Annotated in this window: 28 protein-coding genes; 2 read left to right on the top strand and 26 right to left on the bottom strand. The window is 37.3% G+C overall.

What is annotated here, in order from left to right; all coding sequences use genetic code 11:
* Positions 1-369: 369 nt before the first annotated feature.
* The 9 genes from MKY26_RS21300 to MKY26_RS21260 all read right to left on the bottom strand — a co-directional run bounded on the left by MKY26_RS21300 (position 370) and on the right by MKY26_RS21260 (position 9546).
* Positions 370-507 carry a hypothetical protein gene (locus MKY26_RS21300; RefSeq protein WP_341098565.1) on the bottom strand — a complete coding sequence of 46 codons (138 nt, stop codon included), beginning with the start codon at positions 505-507 and terminating at the stop codon, positions 370-372.
* A gap of 96 nt (positions 508-603) precedes the next feature.
* Entirely contained in the window at positions 604-930 is a 327-nt protein-coding gene (locus MKY26_RS21295) for a hypothetical protein (protein WP_341098564.1), read from the bottom strand.
* On the bottom strand, positions 893-1327 hold the full coding sequence (locus tag MKY26_RS21290) for a hypothetical protein (RefSeq protein ID WP_341098563.1): 435 nt from the start codon (positions 1325-1327) through the stop codon (positions 893-895). Before MKY26_RS21290 ends, MKY26_RS21295 begins: the two co-directional genes overlap by 38 nt.
* Positions 1328-1692: 365 nt before the next feature.
* Entirely contained in the window at positions 1693-3345 is a 1653-nt protein-coding gene (gene ggt, locus MKY26_RS21285) for a gamma-glutamyltransferase (protein WP_341098562.1), read from the bottom strand.
* Positions 3342-4517, bottom strand: a complete 1176-nt coding sequence (locus MKY26_RS21280) for an amidase (RefSeq protein ID WP_341098561.1) — start codon at positions 4515-4517, stop codon at positions 3342-3344. Before MKY26_RS21280 ends, ggt begins: the two co-directional genes overlap by 4 nt.
* 27 nt (positions 4518-4544) lie before the next feature.
* Positions 4545-5195, bottom strand: a complete 651-nt coding sequence (locus tag MKY26_RS21275) for a GntR family transcriptional regulator (RefSeq protein WP_341098560.1) — start codon at positions 5193-5195, stop codon at positions 4545-4547.
* A 125-nt stretch (positions 5196-5320) separates the two neighbouring features.
* Positions 5321-5899, bottom strand: coding sequence for a hypothetical protein (locus tag MKY26_RS21270; protein ID WP_307315019.1), 579 nt, complete (start codon positions 5897-5899; stop codon positions 5321-5323).
* 397 nt (positions 5900-6296) lie between these two features.
* Positions 6297-8192, bottom strand: a complete 1896-nt coding sequence (locus tag MKY26_RS21265) for an endonuclease MutS2 (protein ID WP_341098558.1) — start codon at positions 8190-8192, stop codon at positions 6297-6299.
* A 385-nt stretch (positions 8193-8577) separates the two neighbouring features.
* Positions 8578-9546, bottom strand: coding sequence for a tRNA dihydrouridine synthase (locus MKY26_RS21260; protein WP_322910221.1), 969 nt, complete (start codon positions 9544-9546; stop codon positions 8578-8580).
* A 211-nt stretch (positions 9547-9757) separates the two neighbouring features.
* Here MKY26_RS21260 and MKY26_RS21255 point away from each other — a divergent pair, with 211 nt between their 5' ends.
* Positions 9758-9979 (top strand): cyclase, encoded by a 222-nt coding sequence (locus MKY26_RS21255; RefSeq protein ID WP_224934451.1) that lies wholly within the window; start codon positions 9758-9760, stop codon positions 9977-9979.
* A gap of 117 nt (positions 9980-10096) precedes the next feature.
* On the top strand, positions 10097-10732 hold the full coding sequence (locus MKY26_RS21250) for a DUF998 domain-containing protein (protein WP_341098556.1): 636 nt from the start codon (positions 10097-10099) through the stop codon (positions 10730-10732).
* Positions 10733-10760: 28 nt separating this feature from the next.
* Here MKY26_RS21250 and MKY26_RS21245 read toward each other — a convergent pair whose 3' ends face one another.
* The 17 genes from MKY26_RS21245 to MKY26_RS21165 all read right to left on the bottom strand — a co-directional run bounded on the left by MKY26_RS21245 (position 10761) and on the right by MKY26_RS21165 (position 21845).
* Positions 10761-10898, bottom strand: coding sequence for a hypothetical protein (locus MKY26_RS21245; RefSeq protein ID WP_157733793.1), 138 nt, complete (start codon positions 10896-10898; stop codon positions 10761-10763).
* A gap of 232 nt (positions 10899-11130) precedes the next feature.
* Positions 11131-11412, bottom strand: coding sequence for a hypothetical protein (locus MKY26_RS21240; protein WP_322910145.1), 282 nt, complete (start codon positions 11410-11412; stop codon positions 11131-11133).
* A 9-nt stretch (positions 11413-11421) separates the two neighbouring features.
* Positions 11422-11811, bottom strand: coding sequence for an SHOCT-like domain-containing protein (locus tag MKY26_RS21235; RefSeq protein ID WP_341098555.1), 390 nt, complete (start codon positions 11809-11811; stop codon positions 11422-11424).
* A gap of 14 nt (positions 11812-11825) precedes the next feature.
* Complete coding sequence (locus MKY26_RS21230) at positions 11826-12191, bottom strand: DUF2089 domain-containing protein (RefSeq protein WP_341098554.1); 366 nt, start codon at positions 12189-12191, stop codon at positions 11826-11828.
* A gap of 152 nt (positions 12192-12343) precedes the next feature.
* The gene (locus tag MKY26_RS21225; RefSeq protein ID WP_341098553.1) at positions 12344-12841 is read right to left on the bottom strand and encodes a YehS family protein; all 498 of its coding nucleotides are present in this window, start codon (positions 12839-12841) and stop codon (positions 12344-12346) included.
* Between the two features lie 154 nt (positions 12842-12995).
* Positions 12996-13184, bottom strand: coding sequence for a hypothetical protein (locus MKY26_RS21220; protein WP_095370561.1), 189 nt, complete (start codon positions 13182-13184; stop codon positions 12996-12998).
* A 308-nt stretch (positions 13185-13492) separates the two neighbouring features.
* The gene (locus MKY26_RS21215) at positions 13493-14116 is read right to left on the bottom strand and encodes an SMI1/KNR4 family protein (RefSeq protein ID WP_341098552.1); all 624 of its coding nucleotides are present in this window, start codon (positions 14114-14116) and stop codon (positions 13493-13495) included.
* Positions 14117-14240: 124 nt separating this feature from the next.
* Positions 14241-14477, bottom strand: coding sequence for a hypothetical protein (locus tag MKY26_RS21210; protein WP_341098551.1), 237 nt, complete (start codon positions 14475-14477; stop codon positions 14241-14243).
* Positions 14478-14572: 95 nt separating this feature from the next.
* Positions 14573-14890, bottom strand: coding sequence for a hypothetical protein (locus MKY26_RS21205; protein ID WP_095370567.1), 318 nt, complete (start codon positions 14888-14890; stop codon positions 14573-14575).
* Between the two features lie 550 nt (positions 14891-15440).
* On the bottom strand, positions 15441-16970 hold the full coding sequence (ahpF, locus tag MKY26_RS21200; RefSeq protein ID WP_307315039.1) for an alkyl hydroperoxide reductase subunit F: 1530 nt from the start codon (positions 16968-16970) through the stop codon (positions 15441-15443).
* Positions 16971-16983: 13 nt separating this feature from the next.
* Complete coding sequence (gene ahpC, locus MKY26_RS21195; RefSeq protein WP_095370569.1) at positions 16984-17547, bottom strand: alkyl hydroperoxide reductase subunit C; 564 nt, start codon at positions 17545-17547, stop codon at positions 16984-16986.
* 426 nt (positions 17548-17973) lie between these two features.
* Positions 17974-18972, bottom strand: coding sequence for an NADP-dependent oxidoreductase (locus MKY26_RS21190; RefSeq protein ID WP_341098549.1), 999 nt, complete (start codon positions 18970-18972; stop codon positions 17974-17976).
* Between the two features lie 22 nt (positions 18973-18994).
* Positions 18995-19333: an ArsR/SmtB family transcription factor gene (locus MKY26_RS21185; RefSeq protein WP_328199754.1), complete on the bottom strand. Its 339-nt coding sequence runs from the start codon at positions 19331-19333 to the stop codon at positions 18995-18997.
* Positions 19334-19584: 251 nt separating this feature from the next.
* Complete coding sequence (locus tag MKY26_RS21180; RefSeq protein ID WP_445293134.1) at positions 19585-20064, bottom strand: GNAT family N-acetyltransferase; 480 nt, start codon at positions 20062-20064, stop codon at positions 19585-19587.
* 33 nt (positions 20065-20097) lie between these two features.
* On the bottom strand, positions 20098-20577 hold the full coding sequence (locus MKY26_RS21175) for a hypothetical protein (protein WP_341098547.1): 480 nt from the start codon (positions 20575-20577) through the stop codon (positions 20098-20100).
* Positions 20578-20658: 81 nt separating this feature from the next.
* Positions 20659-21123, bottom strand: a complete 465-nt coding sequence (locus MKY26_RS21170) for an NUDIX domain-containing protein (protein ID WP_307315053.1) — start codon at positions 21121-21123, stop codon at positions 20659-20661.
* 167 nt (positions 21124-21290) lie between these two features.
* The gene (locus MKY26_RS21165) at positions 21291-21845 is read right to left on the bottom strand and encodes a GNAT family N-acetyltransferase (protein ID WP_341098546.1); all 555 of its coding nucleotides are present in this window, start codon (positions 21843-21845) and stop codon (positions 21291-21293) included.
* Positions 21846-22211 lie beyond the last annotated feature (366 nt).

Raw genomic sequence — 22211 nt, 5'->3', positions numbered from 1 at the left:
ACAGTACAAACTTAAATATTATTTTTGTCTATCATGACTAAATTAAGTTTTTTATTGTAAGATTATCTAACAAAAGAAGAAACTAATGTTATAGGCGGCCCAAAAGGTTCATCGTTTATTACTCATCCTTTTGGCTCTTGAAGTCTGTTACAGGCGAATGTGGCAATATCTTGAGCTTTAACTTAGCCTGAACTCGCGCCAATATAAAATCTGATAAAAAGAAGTAAAAAGGCTTTAAAATCTCGCTTTTTGATGTCTAACTAACGAAGTACATATTGGAATATGTAAGTAGATTGGTGCTGTATGCAGTTCTTCTGCTCTTTTTTGGTTTTTACGTGTATTTTCGATTTACGTGCAGTTCTTCTGCTTTTACTCCTGGCTTTTGCGCGTATTTTCGATTTGCGCGCAGTTCTTCTGCTTTTCCTCTTGGCCTTTGCGCGTATTTTCGATTTGCACGCAGTTCTTCTGCTCTTCCTCTTGGCTTTTGCGCGTATTTTCGATTTGCACGCAGTTCTTCTGCTCTTCCTCTTGGCCTTTGCGCGTATTTTCGATTTGTGCGCAGTTCTTCTCCTTTGACTCCTGGCCTTTGCGTGTATTTTCAATTTACGCGCAGTTCTTCTCCTTTTCCTCCTGGCCTTTGCGTGTATATTCGGTTTGCGCGCAATTCTTCTGCTCTTCCTCTTGGCCTTTGCGCGTATTTTCGATTTGCGCGCAGTTCTTCTGCTTTTCCTCCTGGCTTTTGCGCGTATTTTCGATTTGCGCGCAGTTCTTCTCCTTTGACTCCTGGCCTTTGCGTGTATATTCGGTTTGCGCGCAATTCTTCTGCTCTTCCTCTTGGCCTTTGCGCGTATTTTCGATTTGCGCGCAGTTCTTCTGCTTTTCCTCTTGGCTTTTACGCGTATATTCGATTTGCGCGCAGTTCTTCTGCACTTCCTCTTGGCTTTTGCGCGTATTTTCGATTTACGCGCAGTTCTTCTGCTTTTCCTCTTGGCCTTTGCGCGTATTTTCGATTTGCGCGCAGTTCTTCTGCTTTTCCTCTTGGCCTTTGCGCGTATTTTCGATTTGTGCGCAGTTCTTCTGCTCTTCCTCTTGGTCTTTGCGCGTATTTTCGATTTGCGCGCAGTTCTTCTGCTCTCCCTCCTGGCTTTTGCACGTATTTTCGGCTTGCGCGCAATTCCTCTGCTCTTCCTCTTGGCTTTTGCGCGTACTTTCGGCTTGAGCACAGTTCTTCTGCTTTCCCTCTTGGCCTTTGCGCGTATTTTCGATTTGCGCGCACTTCTTCTGCTCTCCCTCCTGGCTTTTGCACGTATTTTCGATTTGCGCGCACTTCTTCTGCTCTCCCTCCTGGCTTTTGCGCGTATTTTCGGCTTGCGCGCAGTTCTTCTGCTTTTCCTCCTGGCCTTTGCGTGTATTTTCAATTTACGCGCAGTTCTTCTCCTTTTCCTCCTGGCCTTTGCGCGTATTTCCGACATACGCGCAATTCTTCTCCTTTTCCCATGCCTGTTGCGCGTTTATTTAATTTGCACGCAATAATCTATTGTAACTTGAGACTTATGCGCAAATATCATTCACACAGCAAATTTTGAGCAAATTCTCATTTTCACTGCAACTAAATAGGTCTTTACCATCAATAAAGATGATAAAGACCTTTTTTCAGCGACCTCTTTATTCGCCAGTTCTTGCTCTTATCTACTAATATCCACTGGCAACTCCATCACCGCGAGGATCGGCTCCGCCATATTTTACACCAGTCTGTTGATTAATTTGAATAGCACCTGCATGCCCCATTACATCTGTGAAGTCTTCTAATACTTCTACTTCATGTCCTCTTTTCTCGAGCTCTAAGCAAATGGATGCACTTATTCTTCCTTCTACTTTCAAGCTGTTAGATGTTGCGCCCCATGTTCGGCCATATAACCACCTCGGTGCCTCAATGGCTGATTGAATCGGAAAATTGTAATCTATTATTCTCGTAACAAGAGCCGCTTGTGTTTGTGGTTGCCCTTCCCCTCCCATCGTTCCATAAATTAAATAAGGTTGTTCATTTTTAAATAACAACGCAGGATTTAATGTATGATATGTTCGCTTTCTTGCTTGCAGGCAATTGATATGACTTTCGTCCAAAGAAAAATAACTGCCTCGATTTTGCAGTACGATACCTGTATTTTTCGGAATAAAGCCTGATCCGAACTCATGATAAATACTTTGAATAACCGAAACTGCGTTGCCTTCTTTATCAACAACACCTAGCCAAATCGTATCCCCCTTAGGATCAAGTTGTTTTTCAAATGCCCTTACGCTAGTAAAATCAATTGATTCGGCAAGTTGGATTCCTCTTCTCAGAGACAATATTTCATCTAAAGGGATCGTAGCAAAATCCGGGTCAGTCAAGTATTGATCACGATCAACGAAAGCCCGCTTTGTTGCCTCCGCTAATAAATGATAATAGTCAGCAGAGCCTTCTTCTACGTCTGATAGTGGAAATTGATTCAAAATATTTAAGATGGATAATGATGCAAAGCCCTGAGAATTAGGTGGGACATTGAATACTTGATGATTGCGATAACGTACAGAGATTGGTTCTACCCAATTGGACTGATGATGCCTCAAATCGTCAATGGTTAACACTCCCCCGTGAAGTTGCAGGTCAGTTGTCATCAACTTCGCTAATTCACCTTCATATAAAAGCGAACCACCTTCCGCAGCTAGCCCTTCTAATGTTCTTGCTAAATCAGGCTGTTTCATAATGTCACCGGCCCGATAAGAAAGACCATTTGCTTGTAAAAAAACCTTTTGAAATTCAGTAAAACGTTGGAGATGACGGAACTCATTATCCTTGTCATCTAAATTGAGATTAGTCCAATACACTTGACTAGGAGTGACAGGAAATCCATCTTTGGCATAATGAATAGATGTCTGCAATAACTCAGACCATTCAACCGTGCCATTCATATGATTCTGTGAATATTGATAGGCCTTTTCCCAACCAGCGACTGCACCAGGAACGGTATTGGCAGCCAAAGCCCCTCTTGAAGGAATCTTGCTATAACCTTGTTGTTGATAAAACGGGATTGTTGCCCCTTCGCCCGAACGACCGCTACTATTTAATGCCTTTAATTTTTTTTGCTTCGCATCATACACAAGCCAGAAATTATCGCCACCAATCCCATTCATATGAGGGTAAACAACACCAATGGTGGATAATGCAGCAATTGCCGCTTCCACCGCGTTACCTCCAGCTTGCAATACCTTCAATCCCGCTTGAGAAGCTAAATAATGTGGCGTTGTGATCATTCCATTTGTCGCCATCGTTGTTGGACGGTACGATTGTTTGGAACTACTCATCTTTTCACCTTCCTTTTAGCAAACATCATTTCCCTAACCCATTTAATGAGAGCAATATCTTGGTGGTGATTGGCGATAAAAGAGAGGCCTATTGGCAGGCCGTCTTTATTTTCAAACGGAATAGTGACCTGCGGAAGGCCCGTTATTCCCGCGATACAAGTGAGTTGCATTAACTGGTTTCGATATTGTTCTAACTCTTCACTTGGTAAATTTTTCAACGGGGCAACGCCTGGTGCCGTAGGAATGACTAAGATACCATCCTCTTTAAGTAGCGATGAAAGCTGACCTCTAATTACATTTTGTTTTCCCAGTAGTGCTGGAAGTTCACTTGGATTTAAAGTGGATGTCCATTGAAACCTTTCGGCGATACCAGGTCCGAAAGTTGGGCGCTCCTCGTTAATCCATTCACCATGCGCTTGCCAGATTTCCGTTCCTTGAATGAGTCTAAACAACTCTGACCATTTTGCTAATCCATCAGCGGCAATGTTTACAACTTGTTTAGAGACACCTTTTAAACTGTCTAGCAATATTTCTTTGTTTTCTTCATCAATTAGCTGCCAAGCCTCTTCTGCAAAATAGACATGCGAAAAAGGGTTATCTTTTACTTCCTCATTACTTATCAGCACTTCTCCTACCTTTAATAAGGTATCTAAGTTTTGCGACATCCAGCCGATTGTGTCAAAGCTTTTAGCAAGCGGAATTACACCATTCATATTTACTTCCCCATGCGTCGGACGGAATCCAAAAATTCCACAGTAAGAAGAAGGAATGCGGACAGATCCACCTGTATCAGTACCTATTGCAAAATTTACAAGTCCTGATGCAGCTGCAACAGCTGAACCGCTCGATGAACCTCCAGGAATACGGTTAGGCGAACGAGGATTAACCGGTGTACCGTAATGATAATTTTCCCCGTTTAAACTGTACATTAGTTCATCCGTATGTGTTGTACCTTGCAGGCGTGCGCCATTTTTTAATAAGGATTCTATAACTGTTGCATGTTGTTGTCCGGGTTCGTGGGTATGATACCAATGAGGATTTCCTGCAGTATTTTTGTAATTCTCGATTTCAAAAACATCCTTTATAGCAAACGTCAACCCATTAAGCGGACCACTACCTGTTGGTTCCAGTATAAGATTATCTTTCACAAAGGCACTTGCATTTTCTTTCATTCCCTTTCACCCACTCTATGTAATTTGCTATTTTTCTAGTTTTTCTAAGATTGCTTCTTTTGTTTGGCGAACATGAAGCGTTAATACATGGTGTAATGTTGCAATATCCTTTTTAATGAGTGCTTCTAGCAATTGCTCATGTTCTTTTTGAGAGATAATTAAATAGTCTAGTTTGGTAGAGTATATATTCATATATGGCTCCACCCTTCCCCAGACAATACTCAACATCTCAAGCATCGGTTTCGACTGGGCATACGTATATATCAACGTGTGAAACTGTCTATTTAACTCATTCCATTCCGCCGGTGATGTCAGTTTCCTTTCCATCTCCAATACTATTTCGCTTAACCTAGCTAACGCTACACTATCAATATGTTTATACGACCATTCCAAGGCCATTTTCTCTAATGTTAATCTGATTTCAAATAATTCAATTAATTCTTGCGATGAAAGCTGCCTAACAAAAATACTCCTCCGTTCAAAATGGACAAATCCCTCTGATTTTAATTTATTTAATGCTTCTCTAACCGGCATTGTACTGACATTCAATTGGTAGGCTAATTTTCTAATAGAAATTCTTTTACCTGGCGGGAATATACCATTCATGATGTCTTTTCGGAGACGCTTATACACTTCTTGAGATAATGTGGGGACAGTAATTACTTCGCTTTTACGCATTTATGGGATCGTCACCTCCTTTATGTGATATGTGATCACAGTTATAGCTTCTATGATACCTATCACATAGAGAGACGCAATGAATCTGTTAGAAAATATGACAAGGAAAATTTAAAACCCATTCACTATATTGAGACAAAAAAAGAATCTTCTCCTTCAGGTTGTTCTATTTCCTTATACAAATACTCTTTCAGCTTCCCTTCATATTCAACCTGTATAAAGGGGATATTGCGGAGATCATACGGAGTGATTAATGATAGCGGTTTTTCAAATTCGATGCTGTCAGTAGCGTGGATGACTGAAGCTACAAACTGAGAACAGAAGAAAGCTTTTCTCCTTTTCAAAGGTTTATTAAACAGCACACCAAATAGACCAAAGAGATTATAACGATAATCCTCCTTTTCGGATTCGATTGTAGCAATATATTGTTCCATTTTCCTCAGTTCTTCATTATTTACTGTGAAAGAATAAATGATGCAATCCGCATGTTTCAACAACCCTTTGTTAATATTCTCTACTACAAACCCACCGATAAAAGGATTCCGTGGCTTTTTCCTGCCAAAACTATATACTTTTGCTAATTCATGATCAAAGGCGATAGATGCATGATTATAACTTCTCTTTGTATAGATTTTTATCAATTTCGTAAAGTACGTACCTGTATCTGTTAGTAAAATATAAACCTTTTTGTTACTTAAACCCATAACCGTCTCTCCTCTAGCCAACGAAGGAAATATAAACAAATCCCGATAGCCACCATTTTTTCCGATTGCTTAAGCTAATCATACAAATGGAATCGTGACTGATTAACTAGCTAGAGTCTAAAGTTCCGCTAGGTCTTTGGTCGCAATTCATCAAACGATACCTTTTCAGTTATTGGATGCTTCTTAGGAATGCATGGAGTGAGGGTGCGGTAATGAAGATCAAATAGCATCAGATTTCGCCTATATACCATTTTTTGAACACGTGCGATTTCTCTCTGGATGAACGCGCTAATTCCTTTGGCTCAGCTCACTTTCTTAAACTCCTCACCATTTTAAGTTGTTACTAAATATGAAAACCCGAATCCTTATATATGGACTCGGGTACATCAATATTGTTTTATTTTTTCCGCATTTCTTTCTGAATTTTCCGTAAGGCTTTCTTCGAACCGCGGTTAATATCGTGTTCCAATTTCCTTGTAGCGAAATCAGTGAATAAGGTTTCTAAATCGTAACCTTCTGGATATAGTTCCTGTGCTGGGAGATTTAAGGTAATTCGTTTTACATTTACTTCAACCATTTCTCCTTTATAGTAGACCACAACATTATAGAATTGATCCATTTCTTTGTAGATAATCGCAAAGTCATTATGATCCAATAGTTTTACTCTGTCACCTTTTTTATAATCATATTTTGCTGTAATTGCTTCGCCCTTGTGTTTAGGCTGACGTACTTTATCTGGATTCACTTGCTTTAGTTGATAATCTTTATTCTCCATATAAGCTTCTGCTCGCTTTAATACGGATTCTTTCATATTCATTTTGCGAGAAATCCATAATGCGTTGCTATCTCCTGATTTCCCGATAACTAACTGATACAACGGTGATAAAGTTTCCTGATCGAATTGCATCGCTGCGTTCATAAAATCACTATGCAATTCTGAATAACGTTTGATTTCCCCATAATGGGTTGTTGCAATGGTTAGACAGCCCATATGATAGAATTCCTCTAGTATCGCAATTGCAAGTGCTGCTCCTTCATTCGGTTCAGTACCACTGCCAATTTCATCAAATAATAAAAGAGTACGATGATTGGAGGCGTTCATGATTTCCGACAAGTTTTTCATATGAGATGAAAACGTACTTAATGCATTTTCTATACTTTGATTGTCGCCAATATCAACGAAAATATGTTCAAAAATGGCGATCTCCGTTCCCTCTTTTGCCGCAATATGAATTCCTAACATCGTCGCTAAAGTTAATAACCCTATTGTTTTTAATACAATTGTTTTTCCACCGGCATTAGGTCCGGTAATGATTAAGCTTCTATAATCTTTACCAATCTCAAACTGAAGGGGTACGGCATCTTTCGGCAACAAGGGATGCTTACCATTCACTATTTTAATATAGCCATGATCATTGACCTTTGGCTGTATGCCAGTAATATGCTTACTATATTTCGCCTTCGCAAATACCATGTCATACTGGCTAATTAACTCCATATTTACTTTTATCTTTTGTAACTCTTCTACTATCATCCCAGATAGTGTCGCTAATATTCGGTATTCTTCCATCTCTTCTTCTACTTTAAGGCTTGCTAATTCTGTACTCAACTTCGAAACGGTCTGTGGTTCGATAAATACAGTAGAACCTTTCGAAGACACTTCAATAATGGCACCTGGTACTTGACCTTTATAAGAGGCTTTAATTGGAATTGTATATCTGTCATCTTTTTTACTAATAAAGAACTCTTGGATATACTTCTTATTCGTCCCATTGTTTAAAAATTTATTTAAACGCTCGTTAATTTTTTCTTCTGTCGCTTCTTTTTTAAAGCGGATCTTTTTTAACTCTCTACTAGCTGACGAATCAATTCGACTGCCTTTAATCGTAAAATTGATCTCTTCCTCTATTGTCTTCATTTCAGACATCGACTGAGCATAAGAAGCAAGCGTTGGTGCGAAAAACTCTTTGCTTTGCATGAATTGTTTGATTTTGCGACAGCCTCGTAAAAAGTCAGATAAACTAACTAAATCACTCGGTTGCAAAATAATGTCCTTATCAAGTGAATCGATAATGCTTTCAATGTTTGTAATACCTACAAAAGGAATATGACCCTCGGCATCTATGATTGCTCTGGCCTCAGTAGTTTCCTGTAAGCGGTTGTTCACCACTTTTATATTTGTACTCGGTTCTTGTTTGTCGATTAACCTTTTACCTAAACCGCTCACACAATAAGATTGCACAATTTGTTTTAATTCGTTATATTGTAGTTTTTCAAATGTCATATTATTCAATTTCGATGCTCCTCACTCATTTTTTAATTGTGAAGACACCTACTTATTAGATTCCAAAGATTTTAAACAGAAAAAGCCGCAGGGATACCCCGCAGCTTTTACATTTATAAGGCAAGAAGACGTCATGAACCATCGCATAGCTATCCCTGTTCATCACATGCTTTATAAAGTATAGTAGGTATCTTCATAGGTTGAAATCAATCCATAACAAATAGCAGGGAATCATTAAGAATTTTTTCCCCTTTTGTTATTACATTCATTTCAAATTTTAATTGCCTATTTAGAACCTACTGCACTCATAAATGCACCTCTCCAAATTCATATGGAATCTAATTACCAGTATCATATCATATCGATAAAAAGAAGTAAACATTCATCTTTTCTCTTATGAATGATTTATTCTGTCAAAATCATCAAGCAACGCACGTGCTTCATCCGTTGACTTTGTATTCATTAACTGATTTCTTAATTCTCCCGCTCCTTTAAAGCTACGAACATAAATTTTGAAAAAACGATGAAGGCCAGTATACGGACGCAGCTCCAGCCCTGCATATTGATCATGAAGATCGAGATGCAATCTTAATAGATCCAATAATTCTTTGCTACTATGCTCTTTGGCTTCCTTTTCAAAAGCAAATGGGTTTTTAAAAATACCTCGGCCAATCATTACACCGTCAATTCCGTATTTTTCTGCTAGCTCTAATCCCACTTGGCGGTCAGGAATATCACCATTAATTGTTAACAGCGTATCAGGAGCTACCTCATCACGGAGCTTTTTAATTTCCGGAATCAATTCCCAGTGTGCATCTACCTTACTCATTTCTTCTCTCGTACGAAGATGAATCGAGAGGTTGGCAATATCTTGTTTTAAAATATGCGTGAGCCAATCACGCCATTCGTCGATTTCACTATAACCGAGCCTTGTTTTAACACTAACAGGCAATCCCCCTGCTTTTGCCGCAGCAATCAGCTCAGCAGCAACATCCGGGCGACAAATCAATCCGCTACCTTTACCGTTTCCAGCAACATTCGGAACAGGACACCCCATATTTAGGTCAATGCCTTTAAATCCTAGTTCCGCCATACCAATACTCATTTCACGAAAATTCTCAGGTCTATCTCCCCATATATGCGCCACCATCGGCTGCTCATCTTCTGTAAAGGTTAAGCGACCACGAACACTTTTTTGTCCATCAGGATGACAATAACTTTCCGAATTTGTGAATTCAGTAAAAAACACATCTGGCCGTGCTGCCTCACTAACGACATGACGAAAAACAACATCCGTCACATCCTCCATCGGTGCAAGCACAAAGAATGGGCGTGGCAACTCACGCCAAAAATTTTCTTTCATCATGTATTCAATCCTCTCACGGTGAGATATCTATTTATCAAATATACCTTCTTCACTTATAGCATGTTTACACACTGCTTTTCAAACAACAGTTAATTTTGACATTTATAGTTTATCATATCGGGGAATAAGATGGTTTGTATGAGAAGGTCACTTTATGCCCCCTAAACGAATAGGAATAAAACAATAACAAGAGTGGGGGGGCAATATAATGGATAAACGCGTACAATTCGACTTCGAAATAGAATTTACCAATGGGGGAGGCTTACAAGGACAAGATTTTCGCTTGGATATTGACGAAGATACGATCTCAGATGAAGATCTAGCGAATTACATTGTAGAAGATATGAGATTGTTAATGGTGGGGACAGTGAAAATACTAAATAAAAAAATCATTCACGAAAAACATAAACGGATGAAAAGCGAGGAATAGTGAGGCCCCTTAAAGCTTTTCAGCCTCAAGCCTTAAACCAATATACACAAATAGCCCATACTGTTTAGAAAATAATGGATATAAAATATACATAAACTTTCTCTCAGGAGGAATCTCATGTATATATCAAATAGAATAGGCTTCTTAAGTTGGGGAATGACTTGCCTATACTTTCTTATTGAACCTTTCTTCATTTTTACCTCAACAGCGTCTTATAGCTATTTACACCATGCTATGAGTGACCTTGGTGTAACTACCTGCGGTGAATTCACTTATGCATTCGCACCTTATGAAATATGCTCCCCTCATCATGTGGGAATGAATGGACTCTTTTTGTTTAACGGATTAACCTTTTGTATCGGAGTACTATATCTCTCCCAATATTTGTGCAAATCATTGATTAATCGAATGGCAACATCGTTTATCCTTTTAATAGGCATTTCTACCTTTATCTCAGGCATAATCCCTGCTGATGTCAATTTATTAGGGCACTCTATTCTCGTATGGATCGCTATGATAACCGTATTTCCAGGCCTACTCATTTTCGCTAAGAAACTGCCAGCCATTAGAAAATGGACATATTTTTGCACAGCAAGCTTAATATCTATTACTATTCTGATTTCCCTTGTTCCACTCTTTCCTCTCCCTTCAGGATTACTTCAAAGGCTCTTTTATTTCATATTGTTTATTTGGGGAACAGTATCCACTTATCTTTTAGTAAAGCGTTCTAAATCTTTGCCTGCGTCAAACTAAGATGCAGGTTTTTCTTCAAACATCTTCTCTATTTTTTATTGCTTTTATACTTCATTAAATTACGGAATAGTATCACAAACCCAATAATAATCAAGCCAATCACTACTGCGGGTAGGACGTAATACATAAAGATAATAAACATTTCCGTCTCTTTACTCCATTCCACACCAATACACCGTCCTTTATTTTTACTTCTTCTCCTCTGTTAGATTAAGAGTCGTTTTACATATCATCTATATGATTAGTATGGCGATTAGATTTATTTAGGAGGAAGTTATGGGTATAACCTTTTTTATTAATTATTTCTTTTTTTAGTTACCAATTTTCATAAATTCTTCTTTACCCTGCTAACACATAAAAAAAAGGAACTGGAATTAATATAACCACTTCCCTTAAAGTTACAGTCTCACCTTCACTTCAGTTCCATCATTCGCTACTACATCTACTAATACCAAGCCCTTATGACTCTTCATTTCTTTCAGAATAGGTTTCAGCCATTTTTTATCCATTTGTGGGATGATAAAATCAACTTCTTTCTTTTGCAGTTGTTGATTGATTCCCGCATATACATGCCGTTGAAACACTTTGGATAAAAGAATAGAGCACCCAATATTCAATGCAGCATGAGGAACTGGAATCGTTAATCGCATACCTTCTGTTCTCACCGTAATTTTCAGCATAGGATGTCACTACTCAATAAAGATTGAAACGGTATCTCCGTCTGCTGACTTCACATCAACAATTTGGCCGTCCAATTCATTTTCTATCGCTTCGATAATTAAGTTAATATCAATATCTTTCACGTATTTCGCAGACTCAGGTATACTCGCTGCAATATTATGCCCTGCTAACAACACCACTTTGACAAGTTTGATTGGTAGATTAACTGTGACATTATCATTTTCAGCTGATTTTACACGGATTTTGAGTACTTTTTCCATATACTTACTTGATGATTCGGGCTGCTTACTTTCTTTCTCTTCCTTCTCTTTTAACACCTGGATCAGCTTTGCCCCTTTATCGGCATCTATTTTTCCTTCTTGCACCATCGTTAACACTTTTGTGATTTCCTCTTTCATACCAATACGCCTCCTTATTCTCCTCTTAGGAGCTTAATTGCTTCGTCTGAATTTATTTCACCGTTTTCCAACATCGAGATGACCTTTTTCTCATTCACTTCAGTCTTCTTAGACTGTTTATAACTAAGTGATGAAATGATATCTGAAAGCTTGCTGCGAACGGTCGGATAAGAAACCCCCAATTCCTTTTCAACCTCTTTTATATTACCTCGACAAGTTAAGAACACTTCCACAAAATGCAACTGATCGTTAGACAAAGACGCTAACTTAGATAATTCGAACTCATTTTCAATCGTCGTTTGGCAATGTGCACACTGCAATTTAGTAATTTTCAATGTTTCACTACATACAGGGCAACTCGTAATCACTTTATAAGCCATAACGCACTCCCTTCATTTAATTTTATTTGATTATATATTAATTATATTAATATGTAAATTAATATAATTAATTTTTTAGCTACATTTATTTAATTTATTTTATTTTTGAACAAAATAAAAACAGCAGGATTACTCCCACTGCTTTTTTTATATCATGCTTCCCTATATTTAATAGTCAAGCCTTTCAAAAAGTTCCTAGCAAAGTGATCTAAGCACACTTTATAATTTTTATGTCCTTCTTTTCTAAGAAAAGCGCCTATTTCTCCTTTTGAAACGTTGAGTCCCGCTTTTCTAAAGATATCAATCATGTCATCTGTTGTTAATGCCAAGGCAATTTTGACTTTCTTTAAGAGGATGTTATTGATATGTCGATGGCTCGTAATCGACGGGTCCGGTGTATTCGCTTGCCCAGGTTTCGGCTCTTGTTTTCCTCTTTTATAAATAATGAGGCCATTTAAGAACGAATTCAACATCGCATCAGTTAATTCAATTCGGTTTTCCACCTCATCTTCATCAAACTTTTTAAGAATCTTCACCACCTCTGGCACTGTAACCTCTTCCTCACCTAGCTTAAAAATCTCTGCCATTTCACTATTTTTAATATCCAACGCATATCGCAATCGGATTAAAAGATCATTATTATCAACCATGTTATTCACTCCTATCTTTAACGGACTTTGCAATGTTGTCCAATAGCCATTGTCTATTTTAACATTGTCATTGCTATGCAATCCACTTATGTTGAAATCAACTTATATCAAAGAAAAGGACAGTCTACCTAAGACCATCCCTCCATACTTATCACTACTCAATCACACGAGCAATTTCAGTGCCACAAGTTTTGCATTTTCCTTTTAATATAGGTCCATAATCACCCGATTCAATCGTGTATTTCACAATCTCCGTTTCCCCACAATTGCTACAAAATACATTTCTTACGAGCATTTCTCTAGTATGTTTAGGGATAGCAAGCCATTGTTTTGCTGCTTCCATTTTAATTGCTCCTTTTATATTGATAGTAACGTTTCTTACTTGTATGTACAATTAAGCTTAACATACAATTTCAAGTGGCTATACAACGTCGCACATTCCATTTCCCTCCATAAATTCGGTGACACTTGTGGAGTGGGACCCTCGTATATACACCAACTAATCACTTATACAATAAGAACGAGGAAACAATCATCCATTCAATTCTTCAACTATTTTTTGTTTTTATTCTTTCACTAAATCTAACGGTGAATCTGGAATACTATCAATAACCGCCTGAATGGCAGACTTTTCTTTTATCTCTTCCGATGCTACTTTTCTCCACGATTGAATTCACTTTTATCTTTGCCTGTTTGACCCCAATATTCTATTCCTTGATAAATTAAATCTTCATTATCCGAGTTTACCAGCTTTTTAGCATGTACTAAATTAGGATTACGCAGGAATTGATTGATCTCTTCTTCTTCATGGTCATATAAAATTTCGTCATCTTCTGGTACGAGCTCGTTCATAAATTCATTAAATGTTGGGAATAACTCGATTAGTTCACCTGAATCAGAATTTAAATAAGCGACATTGGGGTTATGTTGATTCTTACTATAATCTAACACAATAAAATAATGGCCATCGCCAGAAATAACGATAAGATGATTATGATCAATTTCCCATTTATTAAATAGACACTTCGTCTCCATGATACCTTTGTTTTCTTTAATACCGAGGAGATAATCAATTGGAAGCGTATGCCCATTATCTATCTCTATGTCTATGTTGATGCTATCTTTCAAAAGGTAGCCGCCATTTTGTATATGAAGTAAATCCACATATTCCCTTGGTAATTTCACACCAAAATGCTCCTCAGCTTTCAATACATCTTCTTTAGTTAATTTCTCTAACACGATACCACTTGTAGCTTTGAAATAAAGTTTTAGCAAAAATACCTCGCAAATCCTTATTTTACGATAAATAAATAGAATCCATTTGAACAAAAGATTGATCAAAAAGGATTCATCTTTAGCAGATTTAAGTTTGGTTTTTATAAAAAAGTTTGATCATTTTCTACCTGTGATGCTCAACAATCGCGCCCGTTTGCTTAAATGTCCCAAGAGTCATTTTACAGTTTATTTTTTGTCTTTCCTTTCCAAATAAGTGAAAAAAACTGATTTCAAATATAATAAACGCTACAACAAGACCACCAAGGTATGGGTACGGAGAATCGATTGTTAAGAATAAGACCAAAGCCAAAACAAAAGCTATGATACCAATAACTACTGAGTATTTGACATATTTACTCAAGTCATAGACCTCCTTTCGTATCAGAACATCTGACTAAAAAGTATTCATGTTATACAGGTTATTCCAAAACTGCACCCTTTTCTGGAAGACAGTTATTACGAATGACTCTCTTCTTTTTTGCTATAAATTTCATACGCAAAATATCCAAATAAAAAACCTATTCCAGGTCCCCAAGTCATTGCAGATAGTAAGGAAATTGGTGAAAATATACTTAAAAATATAGCAATAGCAAAACCAATCATCATTCCGAATGGTATTAAGCTATCCAATAAATTTTGAGCGTCTTTCGTTTTTTTCTTACCCAGGGTGCCTTTCTCATATTTATGCTTCATTCTCAGAATTACAAATACTGCAATCCCACCCACTATTACAAGAGGCAATATGGCACGCGCAATATCCAATGCTAAACCCATATTATAATCCCCCTTTCTTTTGCTTTTAAATTGATTCAATTTTAACCTAGTTCATTCAATAAAATGGCTCGATTGTTGAAGATCGTCATGTTATTTTCACCATAAAATCCCTCTTCGGACAATGCATATTCAAAGGGGTAAATCTTCGCATCTTTTTTATAAATATCGTACCTTTGTTTTAAACATCGCATCTTTTTTACAAATGTCGCGATTTTATTTTAAATCCACACCACTAGCGTAAAAAGGTCTCCACATATTTATAGTCATCCACCCTCTAGAAATCCTTTGATTGAGTATAATTGTATCAAAATATATGTAAAAAAAACTAGTTGATAAACACTTAGTCAACAAATAAGGCCAAAGAGAGGAGAGAATGAAAACTTTTTGTTCGGCTATCCTTGAAGATTTTACTCTAGATGTACGAGCAAAACTCTTTTTCTTCGATTGCATGATTGAACCAGCCCAAACAATATTAATACATCCACTCCATAAAAAAAGAGAAAGGCCAAGATGAGTTTCAACTCACTTGACCTTTCTCCGCAAATATATATTAATTCCTAATCAGATAATCAAATGCACCTAATGATGCGTTGGCACCTGATCCCATAGAAATTATAATTTGTTTGTACGGGTTGTTCGTACAGTCACCTGCTGCAAATACGCCTGGGACGTTTGTTGCACCATGGTTATCGACGACGATTTCGCCTGTTCTGGTGCGCTCAATCGTATCGCCTAACCAATCCGTGTTTGGAACAAGACCAATTTGAACAAAGATTCCTTGAAGTTCAATATGGTGTACTTCTTCTGTTTCACGGTCTAGATAAGTGATACCATTCACTTTATCTGTACCCGTGATTTCTGTTGTTTGTGCGTTCTTAATCACTTTTACATTCGGTAAGCTATACAGACGTTCTTGTAGGACCGAATCGGCTCTTAGTTCTGCACCGAACTCAATAACTGTTACATGTTTAACGATACCCGCTAGGTCGATTGCTGCCTCGATACCTGAATTACCGCCACCGATGACCGCAACGTCTTTTCCTTCGAATAATGGGCCGTCACAATGTGGACAGTAAGCGACACCTTTATTTTTGAATTCTGCTTCACCAGGTACGCCAACGTTTCTCCATCTTGCACCTGTGGAAAGAATGACTGACTTACTCTTAAGAACTGCACCGTTTTCTAATTCCACTTCAATGAGTTCTTTTCTTTGTAAGCTTTTCGCGCGTTGTAGATTCATCACGTCGACATCGTATTCTTTCACATGTTCTTCAAGACTAGCTGCAAGCTTAGGACCTTCTGTATACTTCGTACCGATAAAGTTCTCGATACCTAACGTATCCATGATTTGACCACCGAATCGCTCAGCAACAACTCCAGTACGGATACCTTTACGAGCAGCATAAATCGCTGCACTCGCACCTGCTGGGCCACCACCAACAACTAGTACATCAAATGGATCTTTATTAGAAAATTCGGCTGGATCTTCTGTGCTACCCATCTTCGCTAAAATTTCATCTAAAGTCATACGTCCACTGCCAAACACTTCTCCATTAAGGAAAACAGTTGGTACGGCCATGATGTTTTTGCTATCGACTTCTTCTTTAAAAGCCGCGCCATCGATCATTGTGTGTGTAATGCCTGGGTTTAACACACTCATGATATTCAAGGCCTGTACCACATCAGGACAATTATGGCATGTCAGACTAACGTAAGTTTCGAAATGAAACTCTCCTTGAATATTCTTTACCTGTTCCATCACCTTATCATCTACTTTTGGCGCGCGGCCACTTGCTTGTAATAAGGCTAATACTAAGGAAGTAAATTCATGACCAAGAGGAATACCAGCAAAAGCTACACCTGTATCTTCACCCATGCGATTCACGCTGAAGCTTGGTGTTCTTTTTAATGTAGCTGTTTCTACCTTAATTTTAGATGACATTGTTGCAAGTTCATCAACGAGAGAAAGCATATCTTTTGATACGTCATCGTCTCCGGTACTTACTTTCAGTAATACATCGCCCTCCATCAGTTGAAGATACTGATGGAGTTGCTCTTTAATTTCTGCTTCTAATATCATGGGGTTCCACTCCTTAAATTTTGCCGACTAAATCAAGGCTTGGCTTAAGTGTAGAAGATCCTTCTTTCCATTTTGCCGGGCAAACTTCGCCTGGATTAGAACGAACATATTGAGCTGCTTTAATTTTATCGATAAGAATGCTTGCGTCACGACCAATACCATCTGCATTGATTTCAACTGCTTGAATGATACCATCTGGATCGATAATGAATGTACCACGATCTGCTTGACCTAATTCTTCAATAAGAACATCGAAGTTACGAGAAATTGTATGTGATGGATCACCAATCATTGTATATGTGATTTTACCAATTGCTTCTGATGTATCATGCCATGCTTTATGAGTAAAGTGAGAGTCTCTTGAAACAGAGAATACTTCTACACCTAGTTCTTGTAGAGCTGGGTATTGATCTTGAAGATCTTCAAGCTCTGTTGGGCAAACAAATGTAAAGTCAGCTGGGTAGAAACAAACGACACTCCAATGACCTTTAAGATCTGCTTCAGATACTTCAATAAAATCTCCATTTCTATATGCATGTGCGTTAAATGGTAATACTTCTTTTCCTATTAATGACATGTTGTAGTCCTCCTAAAAGTTGTTTAAATTTAATCATAGATTAACAGAATGATCACATTCATAATCTATAATTATTATTAATTAGCATTGATTATTATTATATTACTAATATTATATTTGTCAATTAAAGCGCATGAATTAATTTATATCAATCATTCCTAATCGGTTAAATATTATGAGGAATCAACGCTAAATATAGGCTATATAAGAAATGTATACGTTTTCAACTAAATATTACATTATTGTGAAATAAACTATAAAATAGAAAAAAAGAGTCTTCAATTGAGAATGGATAGCTTCAAATGAAAATTCTTCCCTCTCCATTCTAAGAGAGAACGGACAAATAAATACGATTTAAGAAAGGGAAAAACTAGTTCCATATGTGAGGGACTAGTATTTTACAGTCACTAAAAGAATATTTAGCACCTATTTAATTTTTAATATGATTTTCCCTTTTGCCCTCCCTGATTCTGCATATTCCATCGCTTTTTGTGCATCGTCAAATGAAAATACTTTATCTATGATCGGCTTTATTTTACTAGCCTCAATCAAGTCTGCGATGGCTTTTAATTGTTTGCCACTTGGTTTCATAAATAAAAAAGTATAATGAACCTGATATTTTTTTTCAAGACTCGTAAGTTTATGGCTTGCCACGGAAAACAATAACGTCTTAAAAAAACCTGAGCCATAATCTTTACCGAAGCGAGCATTGGGTAGTCCCGAAACGGAAGCAATCTTTCCTCCAGGCCTTACCACTTCAAAAGATTTTTCTAATATTTCTCCGCCAAGCGTATCAAAGACTGCATCGTAGTCATTCAGTATCTCTTCAAATTGTTCCGTCTTGTAATTGATAATGATATCGGCTCCAAGAGATTTTACTAAATCTTCACCAGCTTGACTCGCAGTCGTTGCCACGGTAGCACCCATTTCTTTTGCCAACTGAATAGCAAAGGTGCCGACTCCACCTGCTCCAGCTTGAATAAACACCTTTTGACCCTTTTGCAATTGTAAAATATCTATTAACGCTTGATAAGAAGTTAGCCCTACCAACGGAATTGATGCTGCTTCTTCAAAGGTCAAATTTCTTGGCTTTAATGCAATGTCATCTTCATGAATGGCAAGGTATTCCGCAAAAGTGCCAATTTTACTCTTGCGGGGGCGGCCATATATTTCATCACCTACTTTAAAACGCGTCACTTTTTTACCGACTTTTGTAACAACACCAGAAAAATCATTACCTAATATAAGTGGCATACTATATTTAACTAATAGTTTCACTTTCCCATCCCGGATCTTAAAATCAATAGGATTAAAACTAGCGGCATAAATGGTTACAAGTACCTCATGATCACTGATTTCTGGTATAGGCATCTCTGCCAATTGCATAGGCACTTTTCCATATTGATTAATAACCATTGCTCTCATATTTCATCCACCTTTTCCTTCATTATCTATAAAAATCATCCATAAATTTTTCAATATCTCCTACAAGCATTTTTAATAACCCTAATTCTGATCGTACATTTATATAATAAAAATTCTTTGTGCCTTCTTTACGCATTAATATGATTCCAGCTTCACGCAAAATCTTTAGATGATGAGAAACGGCAGGTCTTGAAAGATGTGTTTGGTTAGTAATCTCACCCACGCGCATTCCCGTTTCACAATCCGTCCCCATAAGCACTAATAATATTGATTGACGCGTTTCATCACCAATGGCTGATAGCACCTTTTGACTTTGAATAAAATCCTCTTTAATCTTATTCAGTTGGACCTGTTTATTCATTCAGCTAAATTCCTCCAATTGTTTGTTGAATCGATTAAGTTGATAAACCAAATAACTTAAGAGAACAATATACTATTGGTTTTTCTAGTGCAATATTGAGAAAGAAAATCGAGACGAACACATTAACGTTTTAATCTTATAGACCCCATCATTCACCCAGGTTTCTTTACATAAAGAAAAGCGTTTCTGCATAAACAGAAACGCTAGTATTCCTTCAAAATACGAATGTGGTTTGAGATAAAAATGGTCTATTATTTTATCTCTAATTTCAGTATAAACTGTTCGCCAATTTTTCCTATTTTCCGCTCACCAGTATCAACAAAACCAACTTTTAAGTACAATTGCTGTGCAGGAATGTTTTTATGATTGACCGCCAAAACCACTTCATTGCAATTTGGGAAATGAGTAGTGATAAATGCTTTTAACGCGAGCATCGCTTGCTTAGCATACCCTTTGCCCTGATGTTTGTAATCTATAGAAAGGGCTGTCAATAACATAGCATGAGGATTAACGGTATATTCACTTACCCTTTTTGTACTATGTAGCAGGAAAAAGCCTACTGGTACGTCTTTTGAAAGGATAACTACTCGATATTGCCCATCAGAAACAGCTACTTTTTCCTTTGGTAATGCTGTAAACTTCGCTTGTTTTTCCGGTAATTCAAATCTATTTAATATTTCTAAGTGCTCCTCACGATATAACCCTAATTGAACTTCTCCAGATGTAATCAATTTCATTTTCTCCTTTTATCTACATTAAATCTGCTAGTTGCTTTTTAAATAGACCACACCACCATGCCTTACCACTTCAAATGGGCGCTGTTCATCCGCTTTAAGGAGAAAGCCGCCAGGGACTTGAGTTGTTTTTTCACTCATAGAAATGCCGTATCCGTTATTTTCTGGGTATTTATATACATAACAAACCACTTGATTATTCTTTATAAATACTATTTGGTTCATTCCTTCGTTTACTGTTTCACTAATAGTATCCCATTTATATCCGACCGTTTCATATATCCACTCTTTCTGAGTATAAGGCTCAAAGAAATAAACCTTATCCCACTCAAATGGTGTGATATCCAATAAATTTACTTCTTCTACAGATGACTCAATGGACAATACCTCTTCTTTCAATAACTCAGCATTCACATCCCAGACATCTTTCTTTAGAAAGTTAAATAACATCACACAAACGACACTAACCAAAATGACACTAACTATGACAGTCGTTTTTTTGTACTTCATTTAAATATTGAACCTCTTACTTTCATAATGATTCTAGTAACAAATTTTGCGAATATCTTTCTTTTCAAGATTCTCCTCCTATCAACTTAGCGTTTGTTCTTCTATTAATCCGATATTTCTTTTCTGTTGATGATAGGTAAGAATATGTTCTCCTAAATGGGGGAAAAGTAAGATGTTATTTAATTCGGATAATTCAATCCATTTTACATCAGTTTGATTAGGATCAGGATACTTTGGTTGTTTAGGAATAGATTCATCGGTAAGGGTACATTCAAAAATTAACTGCAACGAATGAATATCACCGTATTTATTCGCATTCAAGTGCGGAGCATACTCATATATAAATGCTAAAGGACCTACTTTCACGTCAATTGATGCTTCTTCTTTCGCTTCTCGCTTTACAGCTTCAATGACTGATTCATTCGGTTCTACGCCCCCTGCAGGCAAATTATAATGAATGCCTCTCTCATCTTCATATTCAATCAAAAGAATTGAATCATTTTCGATGATTAGCGCACATGCCCTCACTCTCACTGGATAAGTCATCACTATCCCACCCTCTATTTATATAAGCCTATTATACAGTAAATATGGTAATTTTTCTCTTTAGAAATACTCAAAAAAACATTTGGCTCCTCCTTCGCCAAATGTACTGATAGCCACTGATGCTATCCCCGCTATCAATAAGATAACAATTGAGTATGAATCTCACTTTAACGATATGTAAAACGTTTATTGATTTCTAATGTCAAAGAGGTAATATCTCTCCACCCATACACATCTTCCGTATATTTCTCACCAGCCAGATCCATTTCAATAGAATCAATCTTTCCCCCACCAAGGGCTTCATAAAATCGATAAGAGTGATTATCCTCCACAACTAGAACGAGCATTGATTGATATCCTTTTTGTTTCAGTTCAGTAGTAACGGCTGCAAACAGCGCCGACCCCACTCCTTTTCTTTGATACTCTTCTAATAAATAAATCGCATACAGTTCGCCATCAAAACCGTTGTACTTCCCACTTCTCTCTTCCCCACCCGAAGAAAATCCAATGATTTCACCAACCTCATTTTCTGCCACATATACGCCACCAAGAGGAATATTGTTTATCCACAATTTTTCCCTCTTTTCATACGAAAGTCTATTTAGATATTCTTGTGGAAAAATGGTTGCATAGGTGCTGCGCCAACTATCGACGTGTACTCTTGCGATGCCGATTGCATCCTCTATAACCGCTTTTCTTATAACAAACGACGAATGATTCATAGTTTTCCCCCCTTTATATTTTTTATTTAAGTAATTCGTTTACTATTCTAAATATTCCTTTAAGATATTATGCTAAAATCCTATTAAAGAGGAGCGGTCTTTTTGAAATGAAGAAGTGCTTCATCCTTTGTCACCTTCAGTTTTTTATTGCTACTTAGCGCTTGTCACAATACACCTAGCTTTGATGTTTATAAAGGATGCACCTTAAAGATTAAAGGGGAACATGTAAAAGACGTATATTCTCGTATATTTACGACCATTAGTGGATTAGAAAGCGCTGGTCTATAAAAAAGGCTAGGGACGAGGAGCAGAAGCCCCATGGTCTTGCACCAATATCTTTAATGAAAGGAAGTCGAAGGTCTTGAT

It is taken from the genome of Cytobacillus sp. FSL R7-0680, from assembly GCF_038009245.1.
GTDB lineage: Bacteria > Bacillota > Bacilli > Bacillales > Cytobacillaceae > Cytobacillus > Cytobacillus kochii.
Note: the sequence above shows the minus strand (reverse complement) of the source record. Positions and strands in the feature narration are given on the sequence as shown.